The organism is Streptantibioticus parmotrematis, assembly GCF_019890615.1.
Taxonomy (GTDB): Bacteria; Actinomycetota; Actinomycetes; order Streptomycetales; family Streptomycetaceae; genus Streptantibioticus_D; species Streptantibioticus_D parmotrematis.
Window position 1 is genome coordinate 236,496 of sequence record NZ_JAINVZ010000003.1, and the last position, 25,145, is coordinate 261,640.

The 25,145-nt window shown below is 71.9% G+C and carries 22 protein-coding genes and 1 tRNA gene; 14 read left to right on the forward strand and 9 right to left on the reverse strand.

What is annotated here, in order from left to right:
* Positions 1 to 53 precede the first annotated feature (53 nt).
* The gene (locus K7472_RS06230) at positions 54 to 713 is read right to left on the reverse strand and encodes a hypothetical protein (RefSeq protein WP_252395150.1); all 660 of its coding nucleotides are present in this window, start codon (positions 711 to 713) and stop codon (positions 54 to 56) included.
* 47 nt (positions 714 to 760) lie between these two features.
* Here K7472_RS06230 and K7472_RS06235 point away from each other — a divergent pair, with 47 nt between their 5' ends.
* Positions 761 to 949: a DUF5703 family protein gene (locus K7472_RS06235; RefSeq protein WP_109454407.1), complete on the forward strand. Its 189-nt coding sequence runs from the start codon at positions 761 to 763 to the stop codon at positions 947 to 949.
* Positions 950 to 1,074: 125 nt separating this feature from the next.
* Here K7472_RS06235 and K7472_RS06240 read toward each other — a convergent pair whose 3' ends face one another.
* The 3 genes from K7472_RS06240 to K7472_RS06250 all read right to left on the reverse strand — a co-directional run bounded on the left by K7472_RS06240 (position 1,075) and on the right by K7472_RS06250 (position 3,835).
* Entirely contained in the window at positions 1,075 to 1,875 is an 801-nt protein-coding gene (locus K7472_RS06240; RefSeq protein WP_222974844.1) for a chaplin, read from the reverse strand.
* A gap of 186 nt (positions 1,876 to 2,061) precedes the next feature.
* Positions 2,062 to 2,295 (reverse strand): chaplin, encoded by a 234-nt coding sequence (locus tag K7472_RS06245; protein ID WP_222974847.1) that lies wholly within the window; start codon positions 2,293 to 2,295, stop codon positions 2,062 to 2,064.
* A 214-nt stretch (positions 2,296 to 2,509) separates the two neighbouring features.
* Positions 2,510 to 3,835 carry a M20/M25/M40 family metallo-hydrolase gene (locus K7472_RS06250; RefSeq protein WP_222974849.1) on the reverse strand — a complete coding sequence of 442 codons (1,326 nt, stop codon included), beginning with the start codon at positions 3,833 to 3,835 and terminating at the stop codon, positions 2,510 to 2,512.
* Positions 3,836 to 4,046: 211 nt separating this feature from the next.
* Between K7472_RS06250 and K7472_RS06255 the strand changes: the two genes are divergently transcribed.
* From K7472_RS06255 to K7472_RS06265, 3 genes are all read left to right on the forward strand, one after another.
* Positions 4,047 to 4,134: transfer RNA gene (locus K7472_RS06255), tRNA-Leu, on the forward strand.
* Positions 4,135 to 4,697: 563 nt separating this feature from the next.
* A complete protein-coding gene (locus tag K7472_RS06260) occupies positions 4,698 to 5,954 on the forward strand; it encodes an MFS transporter (protein ID WP_222974851.1) in 1,257 nt (418 codons plus the stop codon).
* Positions 5,955 to 6,111: 157 nt separating this feature from the next.
* Positions 6,112 to 6,900, forward strand: a complete 789-nt coding sequence (locus K7472_RS06265; protein ID WP_222974853.1) for an alpha/beta fold hydrolase — start codon at positions 6,112 to 6,114, stop codon at positions 6,898 to 6,900.
* Between the two features lie 19 nt (positions 6,901 to 6,919).
* Here K7472_RS06265 and K7472_RS06270 read toward each other — a convergent pair whose 3' ends face one another.
* Positions 6,920 to 8,113: a thiolase family protein gene (locus K7472_RS06270; protein ID WP_289678941.1), complete on the reverse strand. Its 1,194-nt coding sequence runs from the start codon at positions 8,111 to 8,113 to the stop codon at positions 6,920 to 6,922.
* Positions 8,114 to 8,433: 320 nt separating this feature from the next.
* On the opposite strand from K7472_RS06270, the gene K7472_RS06275 reads away from it, so the two are divergent.
* The 3 genes from K7472_RS06275 to K7472_RS06285 all read left to right on the forward strand — a co-directional run bounded on the left by K7472_RS06275 (position 8,434) and on the right by K7472_RS06285 (position 12,623).
* Positions 8,434 to 9,876, forward strand: a complete 1,443-nt coding sequence (locus K7472_RS06275) for a family 2B encapsulin nanocompartment shell protein (protein WP_222974856.1) — start codon at positions 8,434 to 8,436, stop codon at positions 9,874 to 9,876.
* A 212-nt stretch (positions 9,877 to 10,088) separates the two neighbouring features.
* Positions 10,089 to 11,150: a family 2 encapsulin nanocompartment cargo protein polyprenyl transferase gene (locus K7472_RS06280; protein WP_222974858.1), complete on the forward strand. Its 1,062-nt coding sequence runs from the start codon at positions 10,089 to 10,091 to the stop codon at positions 11,148 to 11,150.
* Positions 11,151 to 11,450: 300 nt separating this feature from the next.
* Positions 11,451 to 12,623 (forward strand): phosphodiester glycosidase family protein, encoded by a 1,173-nt coding sequence (locus tag K7472_RS06285; protein ID WP_252395223.1) that lies wholly within the window; start codon positions 11,451 to 11,453, stop codon positions 12,621 to 12,623.
* Positions 12,624 to 12,704: 81 nt separating this feature from the next.
* On the opposite strand, the gene K7472_RS06290 is transcribed toward K7472_RS06285, so the two are convergent.
* A complete protein-coding gene (locus K7472_RS06290) occupies positions 12,705 to 13,175 on the reverse strand; it encodes a MarR family winged helix-turn-helix transcriptional regulator (protein ID WP_222974862.1) in 471 nt (156 codons plus the stop codon).
* Between the two features lie 114 nt (positions 13,176 to 13,289).
* On the opposite strand from K7472_RS06290, the gene K7472_RS06295 reads away from it, so the two are divergent.
* Complete coding sequence (locus K7472_RS06295; RefSeq protein ID WP_222974864.1) at positions 13,290 to 13,685, forward strand: nuclear transport factor 2 family protein; 396 nt, start codon at positions 13,290 to 13,292, stop codon at positions 13,683 to 13,685.
* A gap of 157 nt (positions 13,686 to 13,842) precedes the next feature.
* Here the strand turns inward: K7472_RS06295 and K7472_RS06300 are convergent, their stop codons facing one another.
* A complete protein-coding gene (locus tag K7472_RS06300) occupies positions 13,843 to 15,453 on the reverse strand; it encodes an ABC-F family ATP-binding cassette domain-containing protein (protein ID WP_222974866.1) in 1,611 nt (536 codons plus the stop codon).
* Between the two features lie 427 nt (positions 15,454 to 15,880).
* On the opposite strand from K7472_RS06300, the gene K7472_RS06305 reads away from it, so the two are divergent.
* The 6 genes from K7472_RS06305 to K7472_RS06330 all read left to right on the forward strand — a co-directional run bounded on the left by K7472_RS06305 (position 15,881) and on the right by K7472_RS06330 (position 21,615).
* Positions 15,881 to 16,567, forward strand: a complete 687-nt coding sequence (locus tag K7472_RS06305) for a nitroreductase family protein (protein WP_252395152.1) — start codon at positions 15,881 to 15,883, stop codon at positions 16,565 to 16,567.
* A 97-nt stretch (positions 16,568 to 16,664) separates the two neighbouring features.
* A complete protein-coding gene (locus K7472_RS06310; RefSeq protein ID WP_372457934.1) occupies positions 16,665 to 17,393 on the forward strand; it encodes a class I SAM-dependent methyltransferase in 729 nt (242 codons plus the stop codon).
* Positions 17,394 to 17,553: 160 nt separating this feature from the next.
* Entirely contained in the window at positions 17,554 to 17,745 is a 192-nt protein-coding gene (locus K7472_RS06315; protein ID WP_222974870.1) for an antitoxin, read from the forward strand.
* 330 nt (positions 17,746 to 18,075) lie between these two features.
* Positions 18,076 to 19,113 (forward strand): fatty acid desaturase family protein, encoded by a 1,038-nt coding sequence (locus K7472_RS06320; protein ID WP_222974872.1) that lies wholly within the window; start codon positions 18,076 to 18,078, stop codon positions 19,111 to 19,113.
* A gap of 43 nt (positions 19,114 to 19,156) precedes the next feature.
* Positions 19,157 to 20,725: an acetolactate synthase large subunit gene (locus tag K7472_RS06325; protein ID WP_222974874.1), complete on the forward strand. Its 1,569-nt coding sequence runs from the start codon at positions 19,157 to 19,159 to the stop codon at positions 20,723 to 20,725.
* A 131-nt stretch (positions 20,726 to 20,856) separates the two neighbouring features.
* On the forward strand, positions 20,857 to 21,615 hold the full coding sequence (locus K7472_RS06330; RefSeq protein WP_222974876.1) for a MerR family transcriptional regulator: 759 nt from the start codon (positions 20,857 to 20,859) through the stop codon (positions 21,613 to 21,615).
* A 67-nt stretch (positions 21,616 to 21,682) separates the two neighbouring features.
* Here the strand turns inward: K7472_RS06330 and K7472_RS06335 are convergent, their stop codons facing one another.
* On the reverse strand, positions 21,683 to 22,708 hold the full coding sequence (locus K7472_RS06335; RefSeq protein ID WP_222974878.1) for a serine hydrolase domain-containing protein: 1,026 nt from the start codon (positions 22,706 to 22,708) through the stop codon (positions 21,683 to 21,685).
* 231 nt (positions 22,709 to 22,939) lie between these two features.
* A complete protein-coding gene (locus K7472_RS06340; protein ID WP_222974880.1) occupies positions 22,940 to 25,120 on the reverse strand; it encodes a 3-hydroxyacyl-CoA dehydrogenase NAD-binding domain-containing protein in 2,181 nt (726 codons plus the stop codon).
* Positions 25,121 to 25,145 lie beyond the last annotated feature (25 nt).

A 25,145-nucleotide genomic window follows, 5' to 3' on the forward strand; every position in this document is an offset into this window, starting at 1 on the left:
CTCCGCGCCGCGGGGGCCCGCCGGTGTGGCGGGCCTCCGCGGGCGGTCCGGTCTCAGCCGTCCGTCGTGGCGCCGGCGGTCCCGCCGCCGCTTCCGGCTCCGGTGGCGCCGTCCGCTGCGTAGTCCTCCTCGCCCTCGTCGTCGAAGACCGCGCTGACGTCGAAGCGGCAGATGACCATGGCCGGGTCGGCCTGGTCGAAGGGCGCGGACAGCCACTCCCCCGGCTCCGCGGGTTCCACGGCCGACACCCACAGCGTGGAGTCGCCCTCCTCCAGACCGAACTCCTTGTGGCGCGCGGCGATCTCGTCCGGCTCGTACTCGCCGAACAGCACGCCGATCCCGGCGCCCACCCCGCCGCCACCCGCGCCGGCCGGACCGCTGACGCGTTCCGCCTGGGCGAGCAGCCGCTGCGGGTCGGTCACGGCGTAGTCGCGCCGGATCAGCAGACTGATCGCGTTCGGCTCCCTGGGCCCGGAGTAGGCGGGCAGCGTGTCCGTCGGGATCTCGAAGGGGGTGACCTCGTCGTAGGTGTCGTAGAGCAGCTCGTCGTAGGCCTCGGCCGCGGTGGCGAGGTCGTCGAACGCGGCGAAGACGGCCGGGTCGTCGTCGCCGGTGCGGTTCTCGATGGCGGCCAGATGACGGTCGATGGCTGCTTTGACCGCCTCGGCGGCGGCACGTACCTCGGCAACGGTTGGCTGCGCGGCATCAGACATGAGGCAGACGCTATCCGCACAGGGCGGTTGGCCGCACAATGGATCCGATGCCGGAATACGAGTTTCAAGACGTGTACGTCCCAAGGGGCGTCTCCCGTAACGCCACGCGGCGCCTGCTGACCGACCACGCCGAGTACGGGCACTGGGAGCTGGAGCGCCTGCGGCTCTACCCGGACGGGAGCCGCAAGGTGCGGCTGCGGCGCCGGATCATCCGTCAGGTCCGCGCCACCTGGTGACCGTGGCGCACAGGGTCAGGGCCGGGGCCGCCGCGCTCGTCGCGACTGCCCCGGCCCTGCTCCTGAACGCCACGGCCTCCGAATTCCGCCCGCCCACGGGCGGGGTACGGCCGGCTACGCGCGGCTCAGCGACCGGCGACGCTGCGGCCCTTGCGGTACAGCGCGGCACCGGCGAGCAGGAACGCGGCACCGGCGACGCCAGCGGTCCCGGCCTGGTCGGCACCCGTGTGCGCGAGCACCGGCGGGGTCGTCACGTGCTGCGGCGGGGTGTAGTGCACCGGCTGCGACGGGACGGGCGCGTGGTGCGCCGGCGGGGTGTGGTGCTGGGGTGCCGGCGGCGTGTGGTGCTGCGGCGGCGTCACGTGGTGCGGCGGCGGGCAGTGGTGGGCCGGCGGCTGGTGGCCGTGGTGGTGCTGCGGCGGCGTGACGTGACGCGGCGGCGGGCAGTGGTGCGGCGGAGTGGGCTTGTGCTCGTGGGTGACCGAGACGTTGCCGCAACTGTTGCCGAACGTGGGGTTCAGCGCGCCGACCACGTCGACGGAGTTGCCGCACGCGTTCACCGGCACGTGGACCGGCACCTGCGCGGTGTTGCCCGAGCCGACGCCCGGGGAGCCGACGCTGTGGCCGACCGCACCGGAGCCCGCCGTGGCGTGTCCGGCACCGTGGCCGTGGCCGTGGTGGACCGAGACGTTGGCGCACTTGTTGCCGAACGCCGGGTTGAGCGCGCCGACCACGTTGACGGTGTTGCCGCAGACGTTGACCGGCACGTGGACCGGCACCTGGACGGTGTTGCCGGACAGGACCCCGGGGGATCCGACCGCGGCTCCGGTCGCGCCCGCGTCCGCGTAGGCGCAGCCGCCGGTGACGGCGAGCACGCCTCCCGTGGCGACAGCGGTGATCAGGCCCTTCTTCGCGACCTGCCTCATGTGTTCCCTGCCTTCTGGTGTATCCGGGTACACGCGGGCGACCGCCCGCGCTGAGGGAGTCCGATCGTGGACTCGTCGTGACCTGGCCCCCGAAGACCACTCATGTCCCTGGAGACCACTGACGGCCCCGGAGCGCGGCAGCGCTCCAGGGCCGGACAGGTCAGACCACTGGGGTCCGACGCGACGTCACTTGTTGACGCAGGTGTTGCCGAAGGCGGGGTTGAGCAGCCCGATGATGTCCACGGTGTTGCCGCAGATGTTGACCGGAATGTGAACCGGGACCTGGATCACGTTGCCGGAGATGACACCGGGCGACTGCACAGCGGCACCCTGGGCACCGGAGTCGGCGACGGCCATGCCCGCACCCGCGAGCACCAGACCGGTGGTGGCAGCCGCAGCGGCGACGACCTTCTTGATCATTGTTCCTCCTCGTTGGCAGTGCGGTCCCAGCCGCGGACCGCACTGACCTAACGAAGTCGCCGGGGGCGGGCAACGAGCGATCGAATCCATTCACCCGTTCCGGCTAAGGCCGTACACGTAACCGAATGATCGGACGCGGTCGGAACCCGGCGCGCGAGCTGTCGACCTGAGCTGACGTTGCGTCAACTTCGGTCGGCACCAGTGCGGCAGGGGTTCAGCACTGGTCCAGGAACCGGTCGAGCACGCGCACGCCGAACTTGAGTCCGTCGACCGGCACCCGCTCGTCCACGCCGTGGAACATCCCGGCGAAGTCCAGCTCCGGGGGCAGCCGCAGCGGCGCGAAGCCGAAGCAGCGGATGCCCAGGTCGTCGAAGGACTTGGCGTCGGTGCCGCCGGACAGGCAGTACGGCACGGCCCGCGCGATCGGGTCCTCGGCCCGCAGCGCCGACTGCATGGCGTCCACCAGGGAGCCGTCGAAGCTGGTCTCCAGCGCCTTGTCGGCGTGCACGTCCTCCCGCTTGACCCGCGGCCCGAGCACCCGGTCGAGGTCGGCGAGGAACTCGTCCTCGAAGCCGGGCAGGAACCGCCCGTCCACGTGGGCGACGGCCTGCCCGGGGATGACGTTGACCTTGTACCCGGCGCCCAGCATGGTCGGCTGCGCGGTGTTGCGCAGCGTGGCGCCGATCAGCTTGGCGATGCCACCGAGCTTGGCGAGCGTGGCGTCCATGTCCTCCGGGTCGAGCGGGGTGCCCAGCGCGTCGGACAGCTCGTCCAGGAACGACCGCACGGTCTTGGTGACGCGCACCGGGAACTTGTGGCGGCCCAGCCGGGCGACCGCCTCGCACAGCTCGGTGATGGCGTTGTCGTCGTTGGTCATCGAGCCGTGGCCCGCGGTGCCGTCCACGGTGAGCCGCATCCAGTGCATGCCCTTCTCCGCGGTCTCCACCAGGTAGAGCCGCAGCTGCTCGTTGACCGTGAAGGAGAAGCCGCCGACCTCGCCGATCGCCTCGGTGACGCCCTCGAACAGGTCGGGGTGCTCGCGCACCAGGTGCTTGGCGCCCCAGACGCCGCCCGCCTCCTCGTCGGCGAGGAACGCCAGCACGATGTCGCGCGGCGGCCTGCGACCGCTGCGCAGCCGGTCACGGACGACGGCCAGCGTCATCGCGTCCATGTCCTTCATGTCGACCGCGCCGCGCCCCCACACGCAGTCGTCCGCGATCTCGCCGGCGAAGGGGTGGTGGGTCCAGTCGTCCGCGTTGGCGGGGACCACGTCCAGGTGACCGTGGATCAGCAGGGCGGGGCGCGAGGAGTCCTCGCCCGCGATGCGCGCGACGGTGGAGGCGCGGCCCTTGTGCGATTCGAAGACCTGCGGTTCGAGCCCGACCTCGGCGAGCTTCTCGGCGACGTACTCGGCCGCCACCCGCTCCCCGGGCCCCGAGTGGTCGCCGTAGTTGCTGGTGTCGATGCGGATCAGGTCGCGGCACAGGTCCACCACCTCGTCCTGTCCGCTGACCGTCGGTACCGGCTTCGACTCGCTCACGTTGCCTCCTCATGACGATCGCCGCGCCCGCGCGGCTCCCCCGCCATCCTCTCGCGCGGCCCGCGCCGCGCCCAAGGCGGACGCGGGTCGTCACACGCTCGTCACAACCCCGCGGGCCGTGGGCGGACCTGGGGCTTCGTGGTGATCGGGGCCCCGCAATCTTTGCTATGGTTTACCGCGTCGCGCCGGGAGACCCGGTGGCGGCGACCCGGTCCGGGTGGCGGAATGGCAGACGCGCTAGCTTGAGGTGCTAGTGCCCTTTATCGGGCGTGGGGGTTCAAGTCCCCCCTCGGACACCATGACAGAAGGACCCCTGCTGAGCAGGGGTCCTTCTCGTTTCCCGGACCGCCGCTCCCGCCGGCCCCACCCACTGACCGCGCGGGGCCGACGCGGCACCGACCGAGGGCGGCCCCACGCTCCCGGCCCCGTCGCCGGGACCCGTCCACAGAGGCGCCCCAATCCGTGACCGGGGGCCCATGGCGACCCCCGCATCCGGCAGACCAGCCGCCCGCGCCGGGAGAGTATCGAACACTCCCGCATTCCCCGGTCCACGAGAATGCGTCACACATCCTTCGCCCGCCTAACTACCTTATTCTGGGGCCGAGTTGAGGATTTCCTGGCGCGCCGCACAGCGGCAAATCCGCCCGATCACCAAGATCCCCACGAGTCGGCGACGGCGAACGAGCGACCATTCAAACAGGGATGATTCGGACAGCCCACTCGACCTGACGTTCGGCGATTCCATACCGAACGCCACAATAAGGGGCAATTCAGGCACAGTAAATATGGCAATTGTAGCTGGAAAGTGTCGCAATTCCAGCTCGACGGAAATTCGGCGCGTTTCCGGATCTACTCTGCCGATATGGGAACACTGAAATCTCTGCGTAGCTTTCCCATGTCCGTACGACTGCTGCTGATCAACCAGTTCACCGTTGATTTCGGCTTCTACCTGTTGATCCCCTACCTCGCGACGCACCTCGGCAGAGACCTCGGGATGTCCACCGCTCTGGTCGGGGTGGTGCTGGGAGTGCGCAACCTGTGCTCGCAGTCCCTGTTCGTGCTCGGCGGCAGCGCCGCGGACCGGCTGGGGGCACACCGCGTGATCCCGTGCGGCTGCGTGCTGCGCACCGTGGGCTTCGGGCTCTTCGCCTTCGGCGAGGGAACGTGGGTGGTGCTCGTCGCCTCCGCGCTGAGCGGCCTGTCCGCCGCGCTGTTCTACCCGTCGGCGCGTGCCTACCTGGCCGTCGAGGCACGGGAGCGCAGCGCGGAGGCGTTCGGGCTGCTGAACATCTTCGAGACCGCGGGCGGCCTGCTCGGACTGGTCCTGGGCAGCCTGCTGTTCCTGGTGAACTTCAAGGTCTGCGCGCTCGCCGCCACCTCGCTGTTCGCGGTGCTGACGGTGGCCCAGATGTTCGCGCTGCCCGCCCACAAGGTGTCCCCGTCACGCGCCGGGGTGCTGGCCGACTGGCGCGAGGCGTTCGGCAACCGGAGCTTCATGGCCTTCGCGGCCACCATGGTGGGCATGGCGACCCTCCAGAACCAGATGTACCTGCTGATGCCGGAGGGGGCCCGCCGGGCGTCCGGCTGGGACGGGGCGAGCGGGCTGCCGCCCACCCTCGGCACCGTCGCCAACCTGGTCTTCCAACTGCGCATCACCCGTTTCGTCCAGACCCGCGGCGGCCCCTCGCGCTGGGTCGGCCCCGGACTCGCCCTGATGGGGCTCGGGTTCGTGCCGCCCGCGCTGGTGGCGGACCTCAGGGATCCGCCGGACGCGTCCGCCGCCGTGCTGCGCACGCTGCCGCTGGCCGCCGGGGTCTGCCTGATGTACCTGGGCCTGATGGTGGCGCAGCCGGCCGTGATGGAGCTGATCCCCCGGTTCGGCCGCGAGGAGCTGACGGGGACGTACTTCGGCCTCTTCTACGTCTTCTCCGGCGCCGCGTGCGCGGGCGGGAACTTCGTGATCGGCTGGGCGATGGACATAGGCCGGCACAGCGGGCACGAGTGGTTGCCCTGGGCGTGCTGCGTGGCGTTCGGGCTGATGTCGGCCGTGGGCACCCTCTGCCTGCGGTCGCTACGGGCCCTCCCGAGCGAACCGGAGGGCGCGCTGTCGGCGGCGTGACAGCTTCGGTCCCCACGGGTCAACCCGCTTGCCCGCGGCCGGGGTCGACCGGCGGTAGGTGACGAGCGGGCGTCTGCCCGGGGATGGCTGAACGGCTTCCGGCATACTGCGCTCGACGCGGGAGCGGCCCGCGCGAGGCGACGAGGTGGGGTCCGGGATGCGTCAGGTGGCCGAGTCGGCGGGCGGCGTGCGTATCGCGTACGAGAGGGACGGGCGCGGCGACCCCGCGCTGGTCCTCGTGCACGGCTGGTGCTGCGACCGGTCGTACTTCGCCCCGCAGCACGCGCACTTCACCGGGGAGCGCGCCGTCGTCTCGCTCGACCTGCGCGGGCACGGCGACAGCGACCGGCCCGACCCCGGCGACCCGGGGTGCTACACCGTTGCCGCCTTCGCCGACGACGTGCGCGCGGTGATCCGGCACGCGGGACTGCGTCGCCCGGTCGTCGTCGGCCACAGCCTGGGCGGACTGGTCGCGCTGGCCTGCGCGGCGTTCCCCGACGAGGTGGGGGCCGCGGTCCTGGTCGATCCGGCGCCGCTGGCGAAGGAGGCGGCCAAGGCCCGGTTCGCGCGGTCGGTGGCCGAGGTCGCCGCCGACCACGACGGCTCCTGGCGCCGGGGGTTCGCCGCCCGGCGGATGCTGGCCACCGACACCGCGCGCCGCGAGGAGACGATCGCGGGCGCGGCCGTGGTGCCGGCGGCGGTCGCGGCGGAGGGGATGCGGGCGATGGCGGAGTTCGACGGCGCGGGAGCACTGGCCCGTGCGGCGGTGCCGCTGCTGGCGATCACCGCGGACGAGCCGGAGCCGGCGCTCCGCGAGCACCCGGGTGTCGCGCTGGGCCGCACGGTCGGGGCCGGTCACTTCGTGCAGTTGGAGGTGCCCGACCAGGTCGACGCGATGCTGGAACGATTCCTGCGGGTCGTGCTGCCGGGCGCGGCGACGGCTTGACCGCGGCGCGTGTCCCGAGTCACCGCTCCAGGACCAGCGCCAGCCCCTGCCCCACGCCGATGCACAGCGCGGCCAGCCCGGTGCCCGAGCCTCCCGCCGCCGCGAGCTGGTGGGCGACCGCGCCCGCGAGCCGGGCACCGGAGGCGCCCAGCGGATGGCCGATGGCGATGGCTCCGCCGCGCGGGTTGACGACCGCGGGGTCGAGGTCGGGCCACTCGGCGAGGCACCCCAACGCCTGGGCGGCGAAAGCCTCGTTGAGCTCGAACGTGCGCAGGTCGCCGAAGCCCCGGCCCGCCTTGGCCAGTGCCTTGCGCACCGCCTCGGCCGGGCCCAGGCCGAAGAACTGCGGCTCGATGCCGGTCACCGCGCACGCGCCGATCCGGGCCAGCGGTTCGCGACCGGTCGCGCGCAGCCCTTCCTCGTCGCAGAGCAGCAGCGCGGCGGCGCCGTCGTTGAGCGGGGAGGAGTTGCCCGCGGTGACCGTGCCGCCGTCGCGGAACGCGGGCTTGAGACGCCCGAGCGCCTCCATCGAGGTGTTGTCCCGCACGGTCTCGTCACGGGTCAGGTCCACGCCCTCGTACGGCACCACCTCGGCGTCGTACGCGCCGTCCTTCCAGGCCCGGGCGGCCTTCTCGTGGCTGGCGAGGGCGAAGGCGTCCTGCGCCTCGCGGGTGATGCCGTGCCGGTCGGCGACGAGCTCCGCGCCCTCGCCGAGAGCGACCGTCCACTCCGTCGGCATCAGCGGGTTGGTCATGCGCCAGCCGAGCGTGGTGGAGAACATCTGCTGGTGGCCCGCGGGGAAGGCGCGCTCGGGCTTCGGCAGCACCCAGGGGGCGCGCGACATCGACTCGACACCGCCCGCCACCACGACCGAGGCGTCGCCGACCGCCACCGCGCGGGCGGCCTGGATGACCGCTTCGAGACCGGATCCGCACAGCCGGTTGACGGTCACGCCGGGCACGGTGACCGGCAGTCCCGCGAGCAGGGCGGCCATCCGGGCCACGTCGCGGTTCTCCTCGCCCGCGCCGTTGGCGTTGCCCATGACCACGTCGTCGACGCGCGCCGGGTCCAGGTCGGGCGAGCGGCCGACGAGGGCCCTCACGACGTGCGCGGCGAGGTCGTCCGGCCGCACCGACGACAGCGCGCCGCCGTACTTCCCCACGGGGGTCCGGACGGCGTCCACGACGTAGACGTCACGCATCGGGTCGTTCATCAGCGTCCTCGGTGATGGATTCCTCGGTGGCCCGACCGGACGTTCGTGCGGTGAACCAGCGTTCACCCTCCCGGTCGCCCCGAGTCTCCTGCCGCCTCGCTCCGCCTGTCAACGCCCGCCCGGCGCACGCCACCCGGCACTTCGCGAATCGCGCGCCGTCGCGCACGCTCTCCGTACGCGCCGTTCGCGCGTACGAGACCCAGTAATTCGTTCCATCCCGCTGTCCGATGCGTCGATTCACCTGTCCGTGTGATGACAGTGCCCGGTGATCAACGCCACCATTGATCCGCAGGCCACACGAATTAGGGGAGGGACCTTCGATGTCGGTCGATGCAGGCCTTGGCGTGGAATCAAACGGGGATTCCGGGGATTCGCGTGCGCAGAACGGCCAGGCGCAATTGAGCCTGAGCACCGCCGCCGCGCGGAACCTGGCGACCACGACCAAGTCCGCACCGCAGATGCAGGGCATTACCTCGCGCTGGTTGCTGCGCATTCTGCCATGGGTCCAAGTAGCGGGTGGCACGTACCGGGTCAACCGGCGGCTGACCTACACGGTCGGCGACGGCCGGGTCGACTTCGTCCAGACCGGGTCCGAGGTCCGGGTCATTCCCGAAGAGCTGGGCGAGCTGGCGCTGTTGCGCGACTTCGGCGACGTCGAGGTGCTGCGCGCGCTGGCCGGCCGTTTCACCCAGCGGGAGTTCGAGCCGGGCCAGGTCATCGTGGAGGCGGGCGCCCCCGCCAACCACGTCTTCCTGATCGTCCACGGCAAGATCGACAAACTCGGCGAGGGCAAGTACGGCGAGCCGGCCGTGCTCGGCGTGCTGGCGGACGGCGACCACTTCGGCGACCGTTCCCTGGGCGACGAGGACGGCGCCTGGGAGTTCACCGCCAAGGCGAAGACGGCGGTGACGGTGATGTCGCTGTCCAGGGAGGAGTTCGCCGCGGTCGCCGCGCAGTCCGAGTCGCTGCGCGAGCGGGTCGCCGAGTACCTGGCGGGCTCGGGCCCGGCGCGCAACAAGCACGGTGAGGCGGAGATCGCCCTGTCCTCGGGCCACGAGGGCGAGGCCCTGCTGCCCGGTACGTTCGTGGACTACGAACTCTCGCCGCGCGAGTACGAGTTGAGCGTCGCCCAGACCGTCCTGCGGGTACACAGCAGGGTCGCCGACCTCTACAACCAGCCGATGAACCAGGTCGAGCACCAGTTGCGGCTCACCGTCGAGGCGCTGCGCGAGCGCCAGGAACACGACCTGATCAACCACCGCGAGTTCGGGCTGCTGCACAACGCGGAGTACAGCCAGCGCCTTCACGCCCGGTCCGGCCCGCCGACCCCGGACGACCTGGACGAGTTGATCAGCCGCCGCCGCAACACCCAGTACCTGCTGGCCCACCCGCGCACCATCGCCGCCTTCGGCCGGGAATGCAACAAGCGCGGGCTCTACCCGGGCAATGTGGAGTTCCACGGAAACGCCGTGCCGTCCTGGCGAGGAGTTCCCCTCCTCCCCTGCAACAAGATCCCGGTCAACGGCGGCAACACCAGTTCCATCATCGCGCTGCGAGTCGGCGAGGACAACCAGGGCGTCATCGGGCTCCACCAGGCCGGAATCCCGGACGAGTTCGAGCCCAGTCTCTCGGTGCGATTCATGGGAATCAACGAGAAGGCGATCATCTCCTATCTGGTGACCGCCTACTACTCGGCGGCCATTCTGGTTCCCGACGCGATCGGCGTCCTGGAGAATGTCGAAGTCTCCCTCTCCCATGACTGACATTCCCTGAAAGGGCGTTGGGCGTAAGGCAGGGCGCGCGTCACAGGATGGACGCGACAAGCGGCATCCCGATGACCGCGCGCCCTGCCGAACGCTTGTCCTCGCACGCCGGTTGCCGTCACCGTAAGTGGTGGTGATCTCACCCGTTTCCCCCCTCGTTCAGTTCGCGCAGCCCTGACCCAAGTCCTCACTGAAGCCGAGGTGCGTCAACCATGGGAATCTCCACGCTCGACCGCGAAGGCATCGATCGCGACGGCCACGAGGCGGCGGCCGTGCTCGCCCGTGCCAGGCAGTCGGTGAACCCGGTGCTGAGGTCGGCGGTGGCTTCACTGCCCGGCTCCATGCGGCGGATCGCCGGCTACCACTTCGGCTGGCTCGACAGCGACGGCGCACCGGCGAGCGGCGATTCCGGCAAGGCGATACGTCCCGCGCTGGTGCTCGCCTCCGCTCAGGCCCTCGGGGGCCCGCACGCAGCGCAGGGTGCCGTACGGGCGGCGGCGGCCGTGGAGTTGGTGCACAACTTCACCCTGCTCCACGACGACGTCATCGACCGCGACCCGACCCGTCGGCACCGTCCCACCGCGTGGTCGGTCTTCGGCAGTGCCGACGCCATCCTCGCCGGTGACGCCATGCAGGCCCTCGCGCTGCGCGTGCTGGCGGAGGACGACCACCCGGCGTCGGCGCGGGCGGCGGCCCGGCTGGCGTCCTGCGTCATCGAACTGTGCGACGGGCAGCACGCGGACTGCGACTTCGAGCACCGCGACGACGTCTCGCTGCGCGAGTGCCTGGCGATGGCGGAGGCGAAGACGGGCGCGCTGCTGGGGTGCGCGTGCGCCCTGGGCGCCCTCTACGCGCAGGCGCCGCCGGAGGCGGTGGAGGCGATGGACGCCTTCGGCCGCCAGGTCGGGCTGGCGTTCCAGCTCATCGACGACCTGATCGGCATCTGGGGCGACCCGCAGGTGACGGGCAAGCCGGTGGGCGCGGACCTGGCGGCCCGCAAGAAGTCCCTGCCGGTGGTCGCCGCCCTGCGTTCCGGCACCCCCGCCGGGGCGGAGCTCGCCCGGATCTACGGAACTGACGAGCCCCTGACCGCCGCCGAGCTGCACGGCGCGGCGGAGTCGATCGATCGCGCGGGCGGCCGGGACTGGGCCCAGATGCAGGCCTGCGACCGCATGGCGGGCGCGATCGGCCACCTGTCCGGCGCGATCCCGGACGGCGCACAGGCCGGTGAGCTGCTGGCCCTGGCGGAACTGGTGACCCGCCGCAGCCACTGACCGCGATCCGGCCGGGCCCAGGCGCCGACCTGGGCCCGGCCATCGCGCTGCCCGCCACCGGCTGCCCGCCACCGTGGGGAATTCCCCTGATCGACCGCGTCGGTCCCCCCTTCGTTTGCCACTGCCGTGATGGCATGCACATGCGCACCGGGTGAACGGGGGCATGGCGGAGCGGGGTGCCATCACACAGCGGGACGACATCAACTGGAGACCCCAGGAGGGCTCGTGACGAAACGTTCGTTCCTCGGCCGCCGGTCGCGGTCACGCATCGCGGTGACCGTACTGGGCGCCTGCGCCGTGCTGCTGGCAGGGAGTGCGGCCGGGGGCGCGTCCGCCGCCGACCGGGTCCGGGTGACCCGGCACACCACCCTCGCCCCGGGGGTCACGTACGAGGAGTTCTCGGTCCAGGAGACCGGTGGCACGGCCCACGGGTACGTCCTCGTGGCCGATCTGACCAACCGCCACGTCTCCGCCGATCTGCTGACGCCCGGCACGGTGGCGAGACCCGGGACCGTCTCCGACCTGGCCGACTCACAGGGCGCGGTCGGCGGGGTCAACGCGGACTTCTTCGACAACAGCGAGACCCAGCACCCCGGCGTCGAGCCCACCAGCGCGGCCGTGGGTCCGGCCGTCGGGCGCGGGATCACGTACAAGGCGGCGGTGCCGGACGGTCAGCGCTTCGGTCCGGCGATGCCGCCGGGCGACTCGACCCGCGATGTGATCGGGGTCGGCGCGGACCGGGTGGCCCGGCTGGACCGGCTCACCCTCTCCGGTGCGGTGTCCGCCGCCGGCCGCACGATCGCGTTGCGCGGCCTCAACCAGTACGCGCTGCCGGTCGGCGGGGTCGGCGCGTACACCTCGCTGTGGGGGTCGGCCTCCCGCGAGCGGGCGGTCTGCGGCACCGACACCGACCGCGCCGCGGGGTGCACGACCGAGACCTACGAGGTGACGGTACGTCAGGGCAAGGTGGTGTCGGTCTCCGACTCCCCCGGTTCCGGGACCATCGCGCGGGGCACGGTGGTGCTGGTGGGGCGCGAGGGCGGTGCGACGGCGCTGCGTGCGCTGCGGGTCGGGGAGCGGGTGACGGTCAGCGACCGTCTGACCGGGTCCGGTGGGTCGCCGCTGCGGTTCGCGGTCGGCGGGTTCCCGTTGCTGCGTGGCGGCGCGCCGCTGTCCGGTCTGGACGACACGACGACCGCGATCCGCACCAGCGCGGGATTCGCCACGGGCGGCCACCGCTTCTACCTGATGGCCCTGGACGGCGGTTCGGGGCACGGTGTGGGGCTGACGGTCGCCGAACTCGCCTCGCTCATGCGGGACTTGGGGGCGTCGTCGGCGGTGGACCTGGACGGCGGCGGCTCGTCGACACTGGTGGCCAGGCAGCCGCACGCGGCGGAGGTCACCGTGGTCAACCATCCGTCGGACGGGGCGGAGCGCCCGGTGCCCGAGGGGATCGGGATCTTCTCCCGCTAGCGGAGACGTGGGCGTCCGGCCTTCCGCCGGACGCCCAACTCATCTGTTACAGGCCGCCGTTACCGCTGCCACGGGCCGCCGTCATCGCGTTCCGTCGTCCTCGTCCGCCGCGCGGAACGGTCCGCGCATCACGAACTCGCGCAACTGCCGGGCGAAGACCGCCACCTCCTGCGGTTCCCAGTCGCTGAGGGCCGCGTTGATGTGGCCGGCCAGGCGTTCCCGTAGTACGTCCACTGTCTCCTCCCCGCGCGAGGTGAGCACCAGCAGTGACGCGCGCGCGTCATCGGGGTCGGGCTCCCGGCGCACCAGGCCGGCTTCCTCCAGCCGGGTCGCGCGCCGGGTCACGCCCGAGCGGTCGAGGCCGATCTCCGGTGCCAGTTCCGCCGCGCTGCGCGGGCCGGACCTGGCCAGGCCGCTGAGCACCGGATACGTCAGTTCATCCACTCCCTCCCCCAGTCCGTCGGTCAGGCCCTGATAGAGGCGTGCCCGGGTGGTGCGCTTGAGCAGTACGCCCAGCGCTTCGGCGATCTCGTGTCCCGCGTCGTTCTCCACCCCTCCAGATTAGCGTGCGCGACGCACGCAGCATGGTGTACGGTGTGACCACAGCGTGCGCCGCGCACGCAAATCTGAAAGTGCGGCGCCTTGAAGAACACGAGAGGTTTCGCCATGTCCCGTCACACCGCCATCGTTCCCGCCCTCACCGACCTGCTCTTCAACCGGGAGCTGACCCTCGACGAGGCCGTCGACCGCCACTTCTCCCCCGAGTACCGCCAGCGCACCGACGGCGCCTGGGCGAACCGCGCCGAGTTCACCGCGCACATCGCCCACCTGCGGGAGCTGGTCGCCGAGGGCGAGGTCGTGGTGCACGACGAGCTCGCCGACGGCGACCGTTACGCCGACCGCCACACGGTCCGGGTGGTCAAGAAGGACGGTTCCGTCGTCCGCACCGAGGTGTACGTCTTCGCCCGCTTCGCCGAGGACGGCCGCTTCCTCACCATCGAGGAGACCACCCTGATGCTGGAGGGCTCGGAGGCCGACCGCGACCTGGGCAGCGCCCGCTGAGTGCTGCGCGCGCCGCGCGTCCCCGCCCGGGCGGGCGGTCACGCGCAGGACGGACGGCCGGGGCCCGGCGCTCCCTCGACGGAGCACCGGGCCGGGCGCCGGGCCAGGGAGCGGGGCCAGGGGTCGGGGCCAGGGGTCGGGGCCGGCACGCGGGGGCTCACATGGGGTCCCCCTCGGTCAGTTCGCCGTCCATCCGCACCCAGCGGGTGATGCCCAGGCCCCGCAGGAACGGCAGGTCGTGGCTGGCCACGATCAGCGCGCCGGGGTACGACGCCAGCGCCTCGGTGAGCTTGCGGACGCCGGCGAGGTCGAGGTTGTTCGTCGGCTCGTCCAGCAGCAGCAGTTGAGGCGCGGGGTCGGCGAGCATCAGCGCGGCGAGCGTGGCCCGGAAGCGTTCGCCACCGGAGAGGGTGCCGACCAGCTGGTTGGCCCGGGCGCCCCGGAACAGGAATCGCGCCAGCCGGGCCCGGATCTCGTTGTCACCGGCGTCCGGGGCGAACCGCGCCACGTTCTCCGCGATGGTCAGCGCGTCGTCGAGCACGTCCAGCCGTTGCGGCAGGTAGCGCACGGGGACGTGGACGACCGCCTCGCCCGCCGACGGCGCCAGTTCGCCGACGAGGGTACGCAGCAGTGTGGTCTTGCCCGCGCCGTTGCGGCCGGTCAGCGCGATCTGCTCGGGGCCGTGGACCTGGAACCGCTCGGCCCGGCCGCCGTGGGCGAGGCGCAGCTCGCGCAGGGTGAGCACGGTGCGGCCCTGCGGCACTTCGGCCTGGGGCAGGTCCACGCGGATCTCGGCGTCGTCGCGTACCGCGGCGGCTGCCTCGTCGACGCGTTCCCTGGCCTCCTGCACCTTCTCCTGGTGCAGGAGGCGGTGCTTGCCCGCGGAGACCTGAGCCTGGCGCTTGCGTTCCCCCATCACCACCTTGGGTTCGCGTTTGGTGTCGTACATCTTCTGTCCGTAGCGCACGCGCCTGGCCAACTTCACGTGTGCGTCGGCCAGTTCGCGCCGCTGGCGTTGCAGATCGCTCTCGGCGGACCGCAGCGTGCGTTCCGCCGCCTCCTGTTCGACGGCGAGGGCGTGTTCGTACGCGGTGAAGTTGCCCCCGTACCAGTGGACGCGTCCCTCCCTCAAGTCGGCGATCTGGTCGACGTGTTCGAGCAGTTCGCGGTCGTGGCTGACCACCACCAGCACCCCGCGCCAGGAGGCGACCGCGTCGTGCAGGCGGGCGCGGGCGCGCAGGTCGAGGTTGTTGGTGGGCTCGTCCAGCAGCAGCACGTCCGGGCGGGCCAGCAGCAGCGCGGCGAGCCGCAGCAGCACCGACTCGCCGCCGGAGACCTCGCCGACCGTGCGGTCGAGGTCGAGGTGGCCGAGGCCCAGCTGGTCGAGGGTGGCGCGGGCGCGCTCCTCGACGTCCCAGTCGTCGCCGACGACCGCGAAGTGCCCTTCGTCCGGGTCTCCGTTCTCGATGGCGTGCAGGGCGGCGCGGACGCGGTCGATGCCGAGGGCTTCGTCGACGCGTGCGGTGGTCTCCAGGGTGAGGTCCTGCGGCAGGTAGCCCACCTCGCCGCGTACGCGCACGGTGCCGCGGGACGGCGTGAGCTCACCGGCGATGAGCCTCAACAGGGTTGACTTTCCGGATCCGTTGAGGCCGACCAGGCCGGTGCGGCCCGGGCCGACGGCGAGTTGGAAGCCGTCGAACACGGTGGTGCCGTCGGGCCAGGCGAACGACAGGTCGGCGGTGGCGATGGACGCGGAGGGTTGTGACATGCGGGGCTCCCGGTCGGTTGACGTCGATGGGTGACGCGTGCCGACACCGTGGGAGGCGGGTACGAGCGGCGGGGACGGAGCGTCCCGGACCGGAGTCTCAGCAGGCCCGTGAGGGGCGTCCCGGGCGGGCCGGGAGGGCTGAGCGCGCCGAGCGGGCCGGGAACGCGGTCGCGGAAGGGCGGTTCGTCGCCGAGGTCGTACACGCGGCGGATCGCGTGGCAGGGCACGCGTTCACTGCACGGTGTCGTGGGGCCTCAGACGAGCAACGGCCTTCTCCGATCGGGCGACATCAGGACCACGTACGACGGTACGGGTGGCGGTGCGCCGCCGCAACGGGATATCGCCGTGCGCCACCCGACGGGATCGTCGCGCACCTGGCCGGTCGCGCGGTCTTTTGGGGGCGGGCGGGGTGTGCTGTCCTGACGGCATGGCCGATGACACGATGCCCGCGGTCCCGAGCGGGCGCCCGTACCCGACCGTGCCGCTCCGCCCGATGGTGGTGACCGCGGACGAGGCCGTCGCCCGGGGCAGGGCCTTCCACGAGGTGATGGAGCGGCGCCGTACCGTGCGGGACTTCTCCCCGGAACCGGTGCCGGACGGCGTGGTGGAGTGGGCGGTGCGCACCGCGGCGACCGCGCCGAGCGGCGCCAACGTCCAGCCGTGGCGTTTCGTCGCGGTCACCGATCCGGAGCGCAAACGGCGGCTGCGGGAGGCGGCCGAGACGGAGGAGCGCGAGTTCTACGGCCGCCGGGCGTCCGCGGAGTGGCTCCGGGCGCTGGAGCCGCTGGGGACGGACTGGCACAAGCCGTTCCTGGAACGGGCGCCGGTGGTGATCGTGGTCTTCGAGGTCCACAAGGGCCCTGATTCGCCGCGCCCGTACTACACGAAGGAGTCGGTGGGCATCGCGGTCGGCCTGCTGCTGGCGTCACTGCACCAGGCGGGCCTGGCGACCCTCACCCACACCCCCAGCCCCATGCGCTTCCTCAACGACATCTGCGAACGCCCGCCCGAGGAGCGCGCGTCGTACGTGATCCCGGTGGGCTACCCGGCGCCGGACGCCCGGGTGCCGGACATCCGGCGCAAGGAACTCACCGAGATCCTGGTCAGGTTGTGAGCCGCCGCACCGGCGGCGGCCAGGAACCGGAGGTGACACGGCGTACGTCTCCCGCACCATGACGTCAGACGAGCAGCAAGTGAACGCGCCCTCCGTCATGACCACCGGTTCGCCGAGGGGCAACCCCTACGACGTCTTCGCCGAGGGGTACACGACCGAGAACGAAGCCAACCTCGTCAACGGCTACTACCAGCGGCCCGCGATGCTGGCCCTCGCCGGGGACGTGTCCGGGCGGCGGATCCTCGATGCGGGCTGTGGCTCAGGGCCGCTGTTCGCCGCGTTGCGCGACCGCGGTGCCGTCATGAGCGGGTTCGACGCGAGCGCCGGGATGGTTCAGCTGGCCCGGCGGCGCCTCGGCGACGACGCGGACCTGCGGCTGGCCGAGCTGGGCGGCCCGCTTCCGTACGCGGACGACACGTTCGACGACGTCGTGGCGGCCCTGGTGCTGCACTACCTGGAGGACTGGGGTCCGGCGCTGGCCGAACTGCGGCGCGTACTCAAGCCCGGCGGTCGGCTGATCGTGGCCGTGGAGCACCCGTTCGCGGTCCACCTGATGCACCGCGAGGCCGGGCGTGAGGCCGAGTACGGCTATTTCGCCACCACGAACTGGGTCGAGGAGTGGGCCTTCGGCGACCAGCGGGCCCCGGTGAGCATGTGGCACCGGCCGCTGCACGCGATGTCGGACGCGTTCACGGCGGCGGGCTTCCGCATCACGACCATCAGCGAGCCGGAGCCGGACCCAGCGGCACGGGAGGCGTTCCCCGATGACATCGCCGCCAGGTCGCGCTTCTTGTGCTTCTTGTTCTTCGTCCTGCAGGCCGACTAGCGCGCTGCGCGACGTGGCGGCCCGGGGCGGCGTCGGACACCGCCCCGGCGAGGGACAGCAGTTCGACCCCTCACTCTCTCGGGCGGTCCGGGTTTCAGGCGTGGCGCATCGGCAAGGCGCACCAGCGCAAGACCGAACGCACCACCGCGAGGAGGCTGCAATGGGCAAGCTCGGAGATCTGGCGAACAAGGCCAAGGAGATGGCCTCGAGCCACCCCGACCAGGCGGACAAGGGCGTGGAGCGAGCTGAGCAGTTCGCCGACGAGCGCACCGACGACCGCTTCGACTCCCAGACCGACAAGGCCGCTGACGCGATCCGCCACACCTACGGCGGCGGCGGTGACGAGAAGTAGCGCCCCGTCCGCGTGACCCCTCCCCGGGTCGGGCCGCCGACGCACCGCGTCGGCGGCCTTCGCACGTCCGCCTCGCATGTGGATGCTCTCCGGGGCGCCGGACGACCGGTTCCGAGAACGGCCGGATGCGGCGCAGGCCGCCCGGGCCGCGAGAGTCTCCCGGTCCGGCACAGACGCACCCGCCCACGGGGGTTGTCCCCACTCGTGGTCGGGTGGCCGCCCCCGTCGTGGTCGGGGGCGGCCCGCATGGCCTGGAGCCTCGGCCGTCCATAGGTTCGATGAGCCGGCTCCCGCCACTAGATGGGAGCGTCCTCATCGCCTGGAGCTCTCATGCCTGTGGCCAGTCCGTCCGTCCTGGAAGCCGAAGCGGCTACGGGGAGCGAGTTCGCGCCACTGCTGCGGCAGGTCAGGGAACGCGGTCTGCTGCGGCGGCGGCACGGGTACTACGCCTGGACGATCGGCGCCAACTTCCTTGCTCTCGCCGCCCTATGGACCGGCGTGCTGATATCCCGAGGGACGTGGTGGGTGCTGCTGCTCGCCGTGCCGATGGCGGTCATCAGCGGGCGGACCGCGTTCGTCGGGCACGATGCGGGCCACCAGCAGATCAGCGGCAACCGCAAGGTCAACCGCGCCCTCGGGCTGATCCACGGCGATCTACTGCTCGGCATGGGATACGGGTGGTGGAACGACAAGCACAACCGGCACCACGCCCACCCCAACCACGTGGGCAAGGACCCCGACGTCGAGGTGGGCGCGCTGGTGTGGACGCGGGCCCAGGCGGTCGAACGGGAGGGATTCGCACGCTTCCTGACGAAGTATCAGGCCTGGCTGTTCTTTCCCATGCTGCTGCTCGAAGGCGTCGCGCTCAAGGTCGCGAGCGTGCGGGACCTGCGCCGGCTGCCGCTGCCGGAACGCCGTGTGGAAGGCGCGTTGATGGCGGCGCACCTGGTGCTGTACGTGTCGCTGCTGCTGTCGGCGATGCCGGTCGGAACGGCGGTGGCGTTCGCGGCGCTGCACCACGCGTTGTTCGGGCTCCACCTGGGCTGCGCGTTCGCACCCAACCACAAGGGCATGGAGATGCCACGGGACGACGAGCGGTGGGGGCACCTGCGGCGCCAGGTGCTCACCTCACGGGACGTGCGCGGCGGACGGGTCACCGACTGGCTGCTGGGCGGCCTCAACTACCAGGTGGAACACCACCTGTTCCCCAGCATGCCGCGCCCCCACCTGCGGATCGTCCAGCCGCTGGTACGGGAGCACTGCGCGCGCCTCGGGGTGCCCTACACCGAGGCCGGGCCGCTGGAGTCGTACGCGCAGGCGCTCGGTCACATGCACGCCGTCGGTGCCCCGCTGCGCCGCGCCAGGTAGCGTCGGGCGCGGCAGCCGGCCGACCGCAGCAGTAGGAGCCCACATGAACGGTGCGCAGACCCTGATCCGCAGCCTCGCCCACGCCGGTGTGGAGGTGTGCTTCGGCAATCCGGGGACCTCGGAGATGCACTTCGTGGCCGCGCTGGACGAGGTGCCGGGGATGCGGGCGGCGTTGTGCCTGTTCGAGGGTGTGGCGACGGGTGCGGCCGACGGCTACGGGCGGATGGCGGGCCGTCCGGCGGCGACCCTGCTGCACCTCGGCCCCGGCCTCGGCAACGGCCTGGCCAACCTGCACAACGCGCGCCGCGCCCACACTCCGCTGGTGAACGTGGTCGGCGACCACGCCACGTACCACAAGCGGCTGGACGCTCCGCTGGAGTCCGACATCGACGCGGTCGCCGGATCGGTCTCCGGCTGGCTGCGGCGTGCGACCGACCCGGGCACACTCGCGCGGGACGCCGTGGAGGCGGTCCGGGCCGCGACGCGCGCGCCGGGGCAGGTCGCCACCCTCGTCCTGCCCGCGGACGTCTCGTGGTCCGAGGCGCCCACCGGGCCGCCGCCCGCGCTGCCGCCGGTCGAGGTCACGACGGCGCCGGATGCCACGGTGGAACGCGCGGCGGCGGCGCTCACCGGCGGCGAACCGGCCGCTCTGCTGGTCGGCGGCGCCGCGACGCGCGGTGAAGGCCTGCGCGCGGCGGGGCGGATCGCGGCGGCGAGCGGGGCGCGGCTGCTGTGCGAGACGTTCCCCGCACGGCTGGAGCGGGGCGCGGGCGTGCCGGTGGTGGAACGGCTGGCGTATCTCGCGGAGATGGCGACCGGCCAGTTGGAGGGCCTGCGTCATCTGGTGCTCGCGGGCGCCGCGTCCCCCGTGTCGTTCTTCGCCTACCCGGGGCTGCCCGGGGACCTGGTGCCGGACGGGTGCGAGGTGCACGTACTGACGCGGGGCGACGAGGACGTGATCTCCGCGCTGGGCCACCTGTCCGAACGCGTGGCCGACACAAGGGAGTTGAAGGCGGCCACGCCGACTGCCGCACGGCCCGCGGCCCCGGAGGGCGACGCGCCGCTGACCTCCGAGGCGGTGGCGTACGCGGTGGGCGCGCTGCTGCCGGCGGACACGGTGGTGGTGGACGAGGCGAACACCTCCGGCCTGTGGCTGCCCGGCGCCACCGAGGGCGCGCCGCCGCACGACTGGCTGACGCTGACCGGCGGTGCGATCGGCCAGGGGCTGCCGGTGGCGACCGGCGCGGCCGTGGCCTGCCCGGGGCGGCGGGTGCTCTGTCTGGAGGCGGACGGCAGCGCGATGTACACGCTCCAAGCGTTGTGGACGCAGGCACGCGAGGGGCTGGACGTGACGACGGTGGTGTTCTCCAACCGTTCGTACGCGATCCTGGAGATGGAACTGCGCCGGGTGGGAGCCGCGGCGGCCGGACCGCGCGCCCGCGATCTGCTGGACCTGTCCCGGCCCGACCTGGACTTCGTCTCGCTCGCCCGTGGCATGGGCGTACCGGCGGAACGTGCCCGTACGGCGGGCGAGTTCACCGCGGCGGGGCGGCGCGCGCTGGCCGAGCCCGGGCCCGGTCTGATCGAGGCGGTCGTGCCACCGATCGGGTAGGGGGTCGGGGGCACCGGCCACGGATTCCCCGTGGTCGTCGAGGTTTCGCATGGCCGCTGAGACAGCAATACTGTTGCACCACAGGGGCCGTATCCGCCCGGACCGCGACAGCAGGGAGCGAGGGCCGATCCATGACTCCGCCGCCGGGGCTCACCGTGGACGAGCTGGCAGCGCGCGCCGGGGTGACCGTGCGCACGGTGCGCTTCTACGGCACCAAGGGACTGCTTCCGCCGCCGGTGCTGGGCCCGCGCCGGGTCGGGTGGTACGGGCCGGAGCACCTGGCGCGGCTGGCGCTGATCGAGGAGTTGCAGCACCAGGGGCTCACCCTGGCCGCGATCGAACGCTACCTGGAGCAGCTCCCCGATGGCATCACGGCGCACGACCTGGCGATCCACCGCGCGCTCGTCGCCTCCTGGCTGCCGGAGGACGTACGGGAGACGACTCGCGAGGAGTTGGAGCATCGGGCCGGGCGGCCCCTCACGGAGCAGGACGTGGAGCGGCTCGCCGCGATGACGGTGCTGCGCCGGACCGGCGATCCCGACCTCTTCGAGGTCGATCCGGCGATCCTGCACCTGGGGGTGCGGCTGCTGGACGTGCCGATCGCGCTGGAGACCATCCTGGCCGCGCGGGAGGTCATGTTGGAACATTCCCGGGCAGCGGCACGGGAGTTGAGCAGGATGTTCCGCGACGAGGTGTGGGAGCCGGGGCGTGAGGCGGCGATGAAGTCGCTGTCGGCACACATGCAGCCGCTCGTGGTGCAGGCGCTGGTGACGGCGTTCCAGCGGTCGCTGCGCGAGGAGGTCCAGGCGTGTTACGGGCCCCTGCGGGAAGCTGACGACGGCACGTCGGATCCCGGGGCGACGGCCTCCGATTCCGGGGCGACGACCTAGCGGAGCCAAGAGAATGCTCTCGTGCCGCCGTCGCTGTCTGCGCCCGCTGATCGACTCGATACTCGCATCAGGGCTCGCTCAGACGGTCCCCCCCGAACGGCCATGGCGAACTACGGCAGGGCTGCTTTGCCATGGCGACCCTTGGGTGAGAGAGCACGTGTCGCAGGACGTCAGCGATGTCCGTGGTCTCCTGGTTGGAGAGGATCGCGATGGTCAGGTCGGACTGCGGGAGCCATCCGAGGAAGGCTTGATATCCGGGATTGTCGCCAGGATGAAAGCGCATCGGCTGACCGGCCAGAGTGCCCAGGAGATATCCGTAGCCACAACCCTCCGCGGCGACGAGGCTGTCCGTGCCCCATCCTCCGAGGGCGGACGCGTGGATGGTGGTCATCATGTCTCGGGAGGAGGCGGCGACGACTCTGCCGGCGTTGAAGGCAGTGGTGTATCGGACCAGGTCTGCGGCTGTGGCCCAGATGTCGCCCGCCCCGGGCAGGGCGGCGAACGACGGGACATCCACCCGGCGACGGCCGCGGTAACCACGCGCCACTGGATCCCGAGGGATGGTCGAGCCATGGGTGGCATCCATACCCAGAGGGCGCAGCAGACGCGAGGTGAGGAAGTCCGCGTAGCGCAGACCACTTGCCTGCTCGAGGATCCATGCCGTCAGCAGGTAGCCTGGCGAGCTGTATTCCCATTGCGTGCCGGGGGTACTGCGCAGAGGCAGTATCGAGAATCGCTCGAGTAGGTCCTGTGCTCCGTCCGGGTCGCTGATGTCATAGTCCGGCAGAACCCACCAGTGGCCCAGGCCCGAGGTGTGCGACAGAAGCTGATGCAGTGTCAGTTCACTCCAGCGTGGCCAGCGGCCGTCCAGCCATGACGCGATCGGCGCGTGAAGGTCGAGCTTCTCCTCCTCGACAAGGAGCATCGCCGCTGCGGCCGTGAACTGCTTGCTGACAGAGGCGATTTGAAACCGTGTTCCTGAGGAGCACGCAGCGCCCGTCCCCAAATCCGCCGTACCCGCGGCCGTTTCCATGACGATCTCCGTGCCGTGCGCCACGCAAATGGAGCCGCTGAACTCGACGAAGCTCTGCATGCCGCCACGCTAATGCCTCGACCCTGCTCTTCCTGCCCGGAGGGGCGTCGAGGCGTCTCCGCCGTTCGGCGGCATGCCTGCACGCGTTCGCCGACCGCGCCGAGTCAGGGTTTCCAGGTTCGCTCAGGCTGAAGCGCAAGGGCCGCGCCGTGGCTCGGGGCTGTCGCGGAGTGTGCTCCCCGAGCCGCCAGGGGCGGGGCCCCCGGCCCCGCCCCTTCATCCCCGGCCGCCTCACGCACCGTCGCGGAAGGGCTCCCCCCGTTCCGCCTTCTCCAGCAACAACCCCGGCGGGGTGAAGCGGTCGCCGTACGTTGCCTGCAACTCTCGGGCCCGGGCCACGAAGCCCTGCGGGCCGCCCTCGTAGCCGTTGATGTACTGGAGGACGCCGCCGGTCCACGCGGGGAAGCCGATGCCCAGGATGGAGCCGATGTTGGCGTCGGCCACCGAGGTCAGGACCCCTTCCTCCAGGCAGCGGACGCTGTCCAGCGCCTCCGCGAAGAGCATGCGTTCCTGCATGTCCTCGAACGGGATGCTCACCTCGCCGTCCGGCTTGGCGAAGTGCTCGCGCAGGCCCGGCCACAGCCGCGTACGCCTGCCGTCCTCGTAGTCGTAGAAGCCCGCGCCGCCGCTGCGCCCGGGGCGGTCGAACTCGTCGACCATGCGGTCGATGACCGCCTCCGCCGGGTGGGAGGTCCACGTGCCGCCCGCCTCCTCGACGGCGCGCCGCGTCTCGTTGCGGATCTTGCGCGGCAGCGTCAGCGTCAGCTCGTCCATCAGGGAGAGGACCTTGGCCGGGTATCCGGCCTGCGCCGCGGCCTGTTCGACGGAGACGGGGTCGGCGCCCTCGCCGACCATCGCGACGCCCTCGTTGATGAACTGGCCGATGACGCGGGAGGTGAAGAAGCCGCGGTTGTCGTTGACGACGACGGGCGTCTTGCGGATCTGGCGGACCAGGTCGAAGGCGCGGGCCAGCGCCACGTCGCCGGTGCGCTCGCCCTTGATGATCTCGACCAGCGGCATCTTGTCCACCGGCGAGAAGAAGTGCAGGCCGATGAAGTCCTCGGGGCGTGCGACGCCTTCGGCGAGCAGGGTGATGGGGAGGGTGGAGGTGTTGGAGCACAGCAGGGCGTCGGGGCCGACGACGTCCTGGATCTCCTGGAAGACCTTGTGCTTGAGTTCCGGGTTCTCGAAGACCGCCTCGATCACCGCGTCACAGCCCGCGAGGTCGCCCGCCTCCGCGGTCGGGGTGATGCGGGCCAGTGTCTCGTCGCGCTGGGCGGGCGTGGTGCGGCCCTTGGCGACCGCCTTGTCCAGCAGCCCCGCCGAGTACGCCTTGCCGCGCTCGGCCGCCTCCGCGGTGACGTCCTTGAGCACGACCTCGATGCCCGCGCGGGCGCAGGAGTACGCGATGCCCGCGCCCATCATCCCCGCACCGAGGACGGCCACCTTGCGCACGGTGTGCGGTTCGACGCCATTGGGGCGGCTGGCGCCGGAGTTGACGGCCTGGAGGTCGAAGAAGAACGCCTGGATCATGTTCTTCGAGGTGCGTCCGCAGGCCAGTTCGGTGAAGTAACGGGCCTCGATCACCTGGGCGTTGTCGAAGTCGACCTGCGAGCCCTCGACGGCGGCGGCCAGGATGTTGCGCGGCGCCGGGTAGGGGGCGCCGTTCAGCTGCTTCTTGAGGTTGGCGGGGAACGCGGGCAGGTTCGCGGCGAACTTGGGGTGGGCCGGGGTGCCGCCGGGGATGCGGTAGCCGTCCTCGTCCCAGGGCTGGCGGGCCTCGGGGTGGGCGTCGACGAAGGCACGGGCGGCGGCGAGCATCTCCTCGCGGGTGGCGGCGACCTCGTGGACGAGACCGGCTTCCAAGGCGCGCTTCGGGTTGTACTGGGTGCCCTGGAGCAGCACCTTCAGCAGGGCGTCGGTGATGCCGAGCAGCCGCACGGTGCGCACCACGCCTCCGCCGCCGGGCAGCAGGCCGAGGGTGACCTCGGGCAGGCCGATCCTGGAGCCGGGGGCGTCGAGGGCCACGCGGTGGTGGCAGGCGAGGGCGATCTCGTAACCGCCGCCCAGCGCCGCGCCGTTGATGGCCGCGACGACCGGCTTGCCCAGGGTCTCCAGGCGCCGCAGCGAGCGCTTCATGCGCAGGCTGCCCGCGTACACGTCACCGGCGGTCTCGGGGGTGGCGCGGATGAGGTCGCGCAGGTCGCCGCCGGCGAAGAACGTCTTCTTGGCGGAGGTGACGATGACACCGCGCACGCTGTCGCGTTCGGCCTCCAGCCGGTCCACGATCGCGTCGAGCGAGTCGCGGAAGGCGGCGTTCATGGTGTTGGCGGACTGGCCGGGGTCGTCGAGGGTGAGGGTGACGACGCCGTCGGCGTCCTGTTCCCAGCGGATGGTGGTGGACTCGGTCATGGTGTTCGCGGCTCCGTGAGGACTG

Bases quoted from the DNA above. Each gene is read 5' to 3' on its own strand.
- K7472_RS06230 (WP_252395150.1), bottom strand. From the start codon at position 713: ATGTCTGATGCCGCGCAGCCAACCGTTGCCGAGGTACGTGCCGCCGCC.
- K7472_RS06235 (WP_109454407.1), top strand. From the start codon at position 761: ATGCCGGAATACGAGTTTCAAGACGTGTACGTCCCAAGGGGCGTCTCC.
- K7472_RS06240 (WP_222974844.1), bottom strand. From the start codon at position 1,875: ATGAGGCAGGTCGCGAAGAAGGGCCTGATCACCGCTGTCGCCACGGGA.
- K7472_RS06245 (WP_222974847.1), bottom strand. From the start codon at position 2,295: ATGATCAAGAAGGTCGTCGCCGCTGCGGCTGCCACCACCGGTCTGGTG.
- K7472_RS06260 (WP_222974851.1), top strand. From the start codon at position 4,698: ATGGGAACACTGAAATCTCTGCGTAGCTTTCCCATGTCCGTACGACTG.
- K7472_RS06265 (WP_222974853.1), top strand. From the start codon at position 6,112: ATGCGTCAGGTGGCCGAGTCGGCGGGCGGCGTGCGTATCGCGTACGAG.
- K7472_RS06270 (WP_289678941.1), bottom strand. From the start codon at position 8,113: ATGAACGACCCGATGCGTGACGTCTACGTCGTGGACGCCGTCCGGACC.
- K7472_RS06275 (WP_222974856.1), top strand. From the start codon at position 8,434: ATGTCGGTCGATGCAGGCCTTGGCGTGGAATCAAACGGGGATTCCGGG.
- K7472_RS06280 (WP_222974858.1), top strand. From the start codon at position 10,089: ATGGGAATCTCCACGCTCGACCGCGAAGGCATCGATCGCGACGGCCAC.
- K7472_RS06295 (WP_222974864.1), top strand. From the start codon at position 13,290: ATGTCCCGTCACACCGCCATCGTTCCCGCCCTCACCGACCTGCTCTTC.
- K7472_RS06300 (WP_222974866.1), bottom strand. From the start codon at position 15,453: ATGTCACAACCCTCCGCGTCCATCGCCACCGCCGACCTGTCGTTCGCC.
- K7472_RS06305 (WP_252395152.1), top strand. From the start codon at position 15,881: ATGGCCGATGACACGATGCCCGCGGTCCCGAGCGGGCGCCCGTACCCG.
- K7472_RS06310 (WP_372457934.1), top strand. From the start codon at position 16,665: ATGACCACCGGTTCGCCGAGGGGCAACCCCTACGACGTCTTCGCCGAG.
- K7472_RS06315 (WP_222974870.1), top strand. From the start codon at position 17,554: ATGGGCAAGCTCGGAGATCTGGCGAACAAGGCCAAGGAGATGGCCTCG.
- K7472_RS06320 (WP_222974872.1), top strand. From the start codon at position 18,076: ATGCCTGTGGCCAGTCCGTCCGTCCTGGAAGCCGAAGCGGCTACGGGG.
- K7472_RS06325 (WP_222974874.1), top strand. From the start codon at position 19,157: ATGAACGGTGCGCAGACCCTGATCCGCAGCCTCGCCCACGCCGGTGTG.
- K7472_RS06330 (WP_222974876.1), top strand. From the start codon at position 20,857: ATGACTCCGCCGCCGGGGCTCACCGTGGACGAGCTGGCAGCGCGCGCC.
- K7472_RS06335 (WP_222974878.1), bottom strand. From the start codon at position 22,708: ATGCAGAGCTTCGTCGAGTTCAGCGGCTCCATTTGCGTGGCGCACGGC.
- K7472_RS06340 (WP_222974880.1), bottom strand. From the start codon at position 25,120: ATGACCGAGTCCACCACCATCCGCTGGGAACAGGACGCCGACGGCGTC.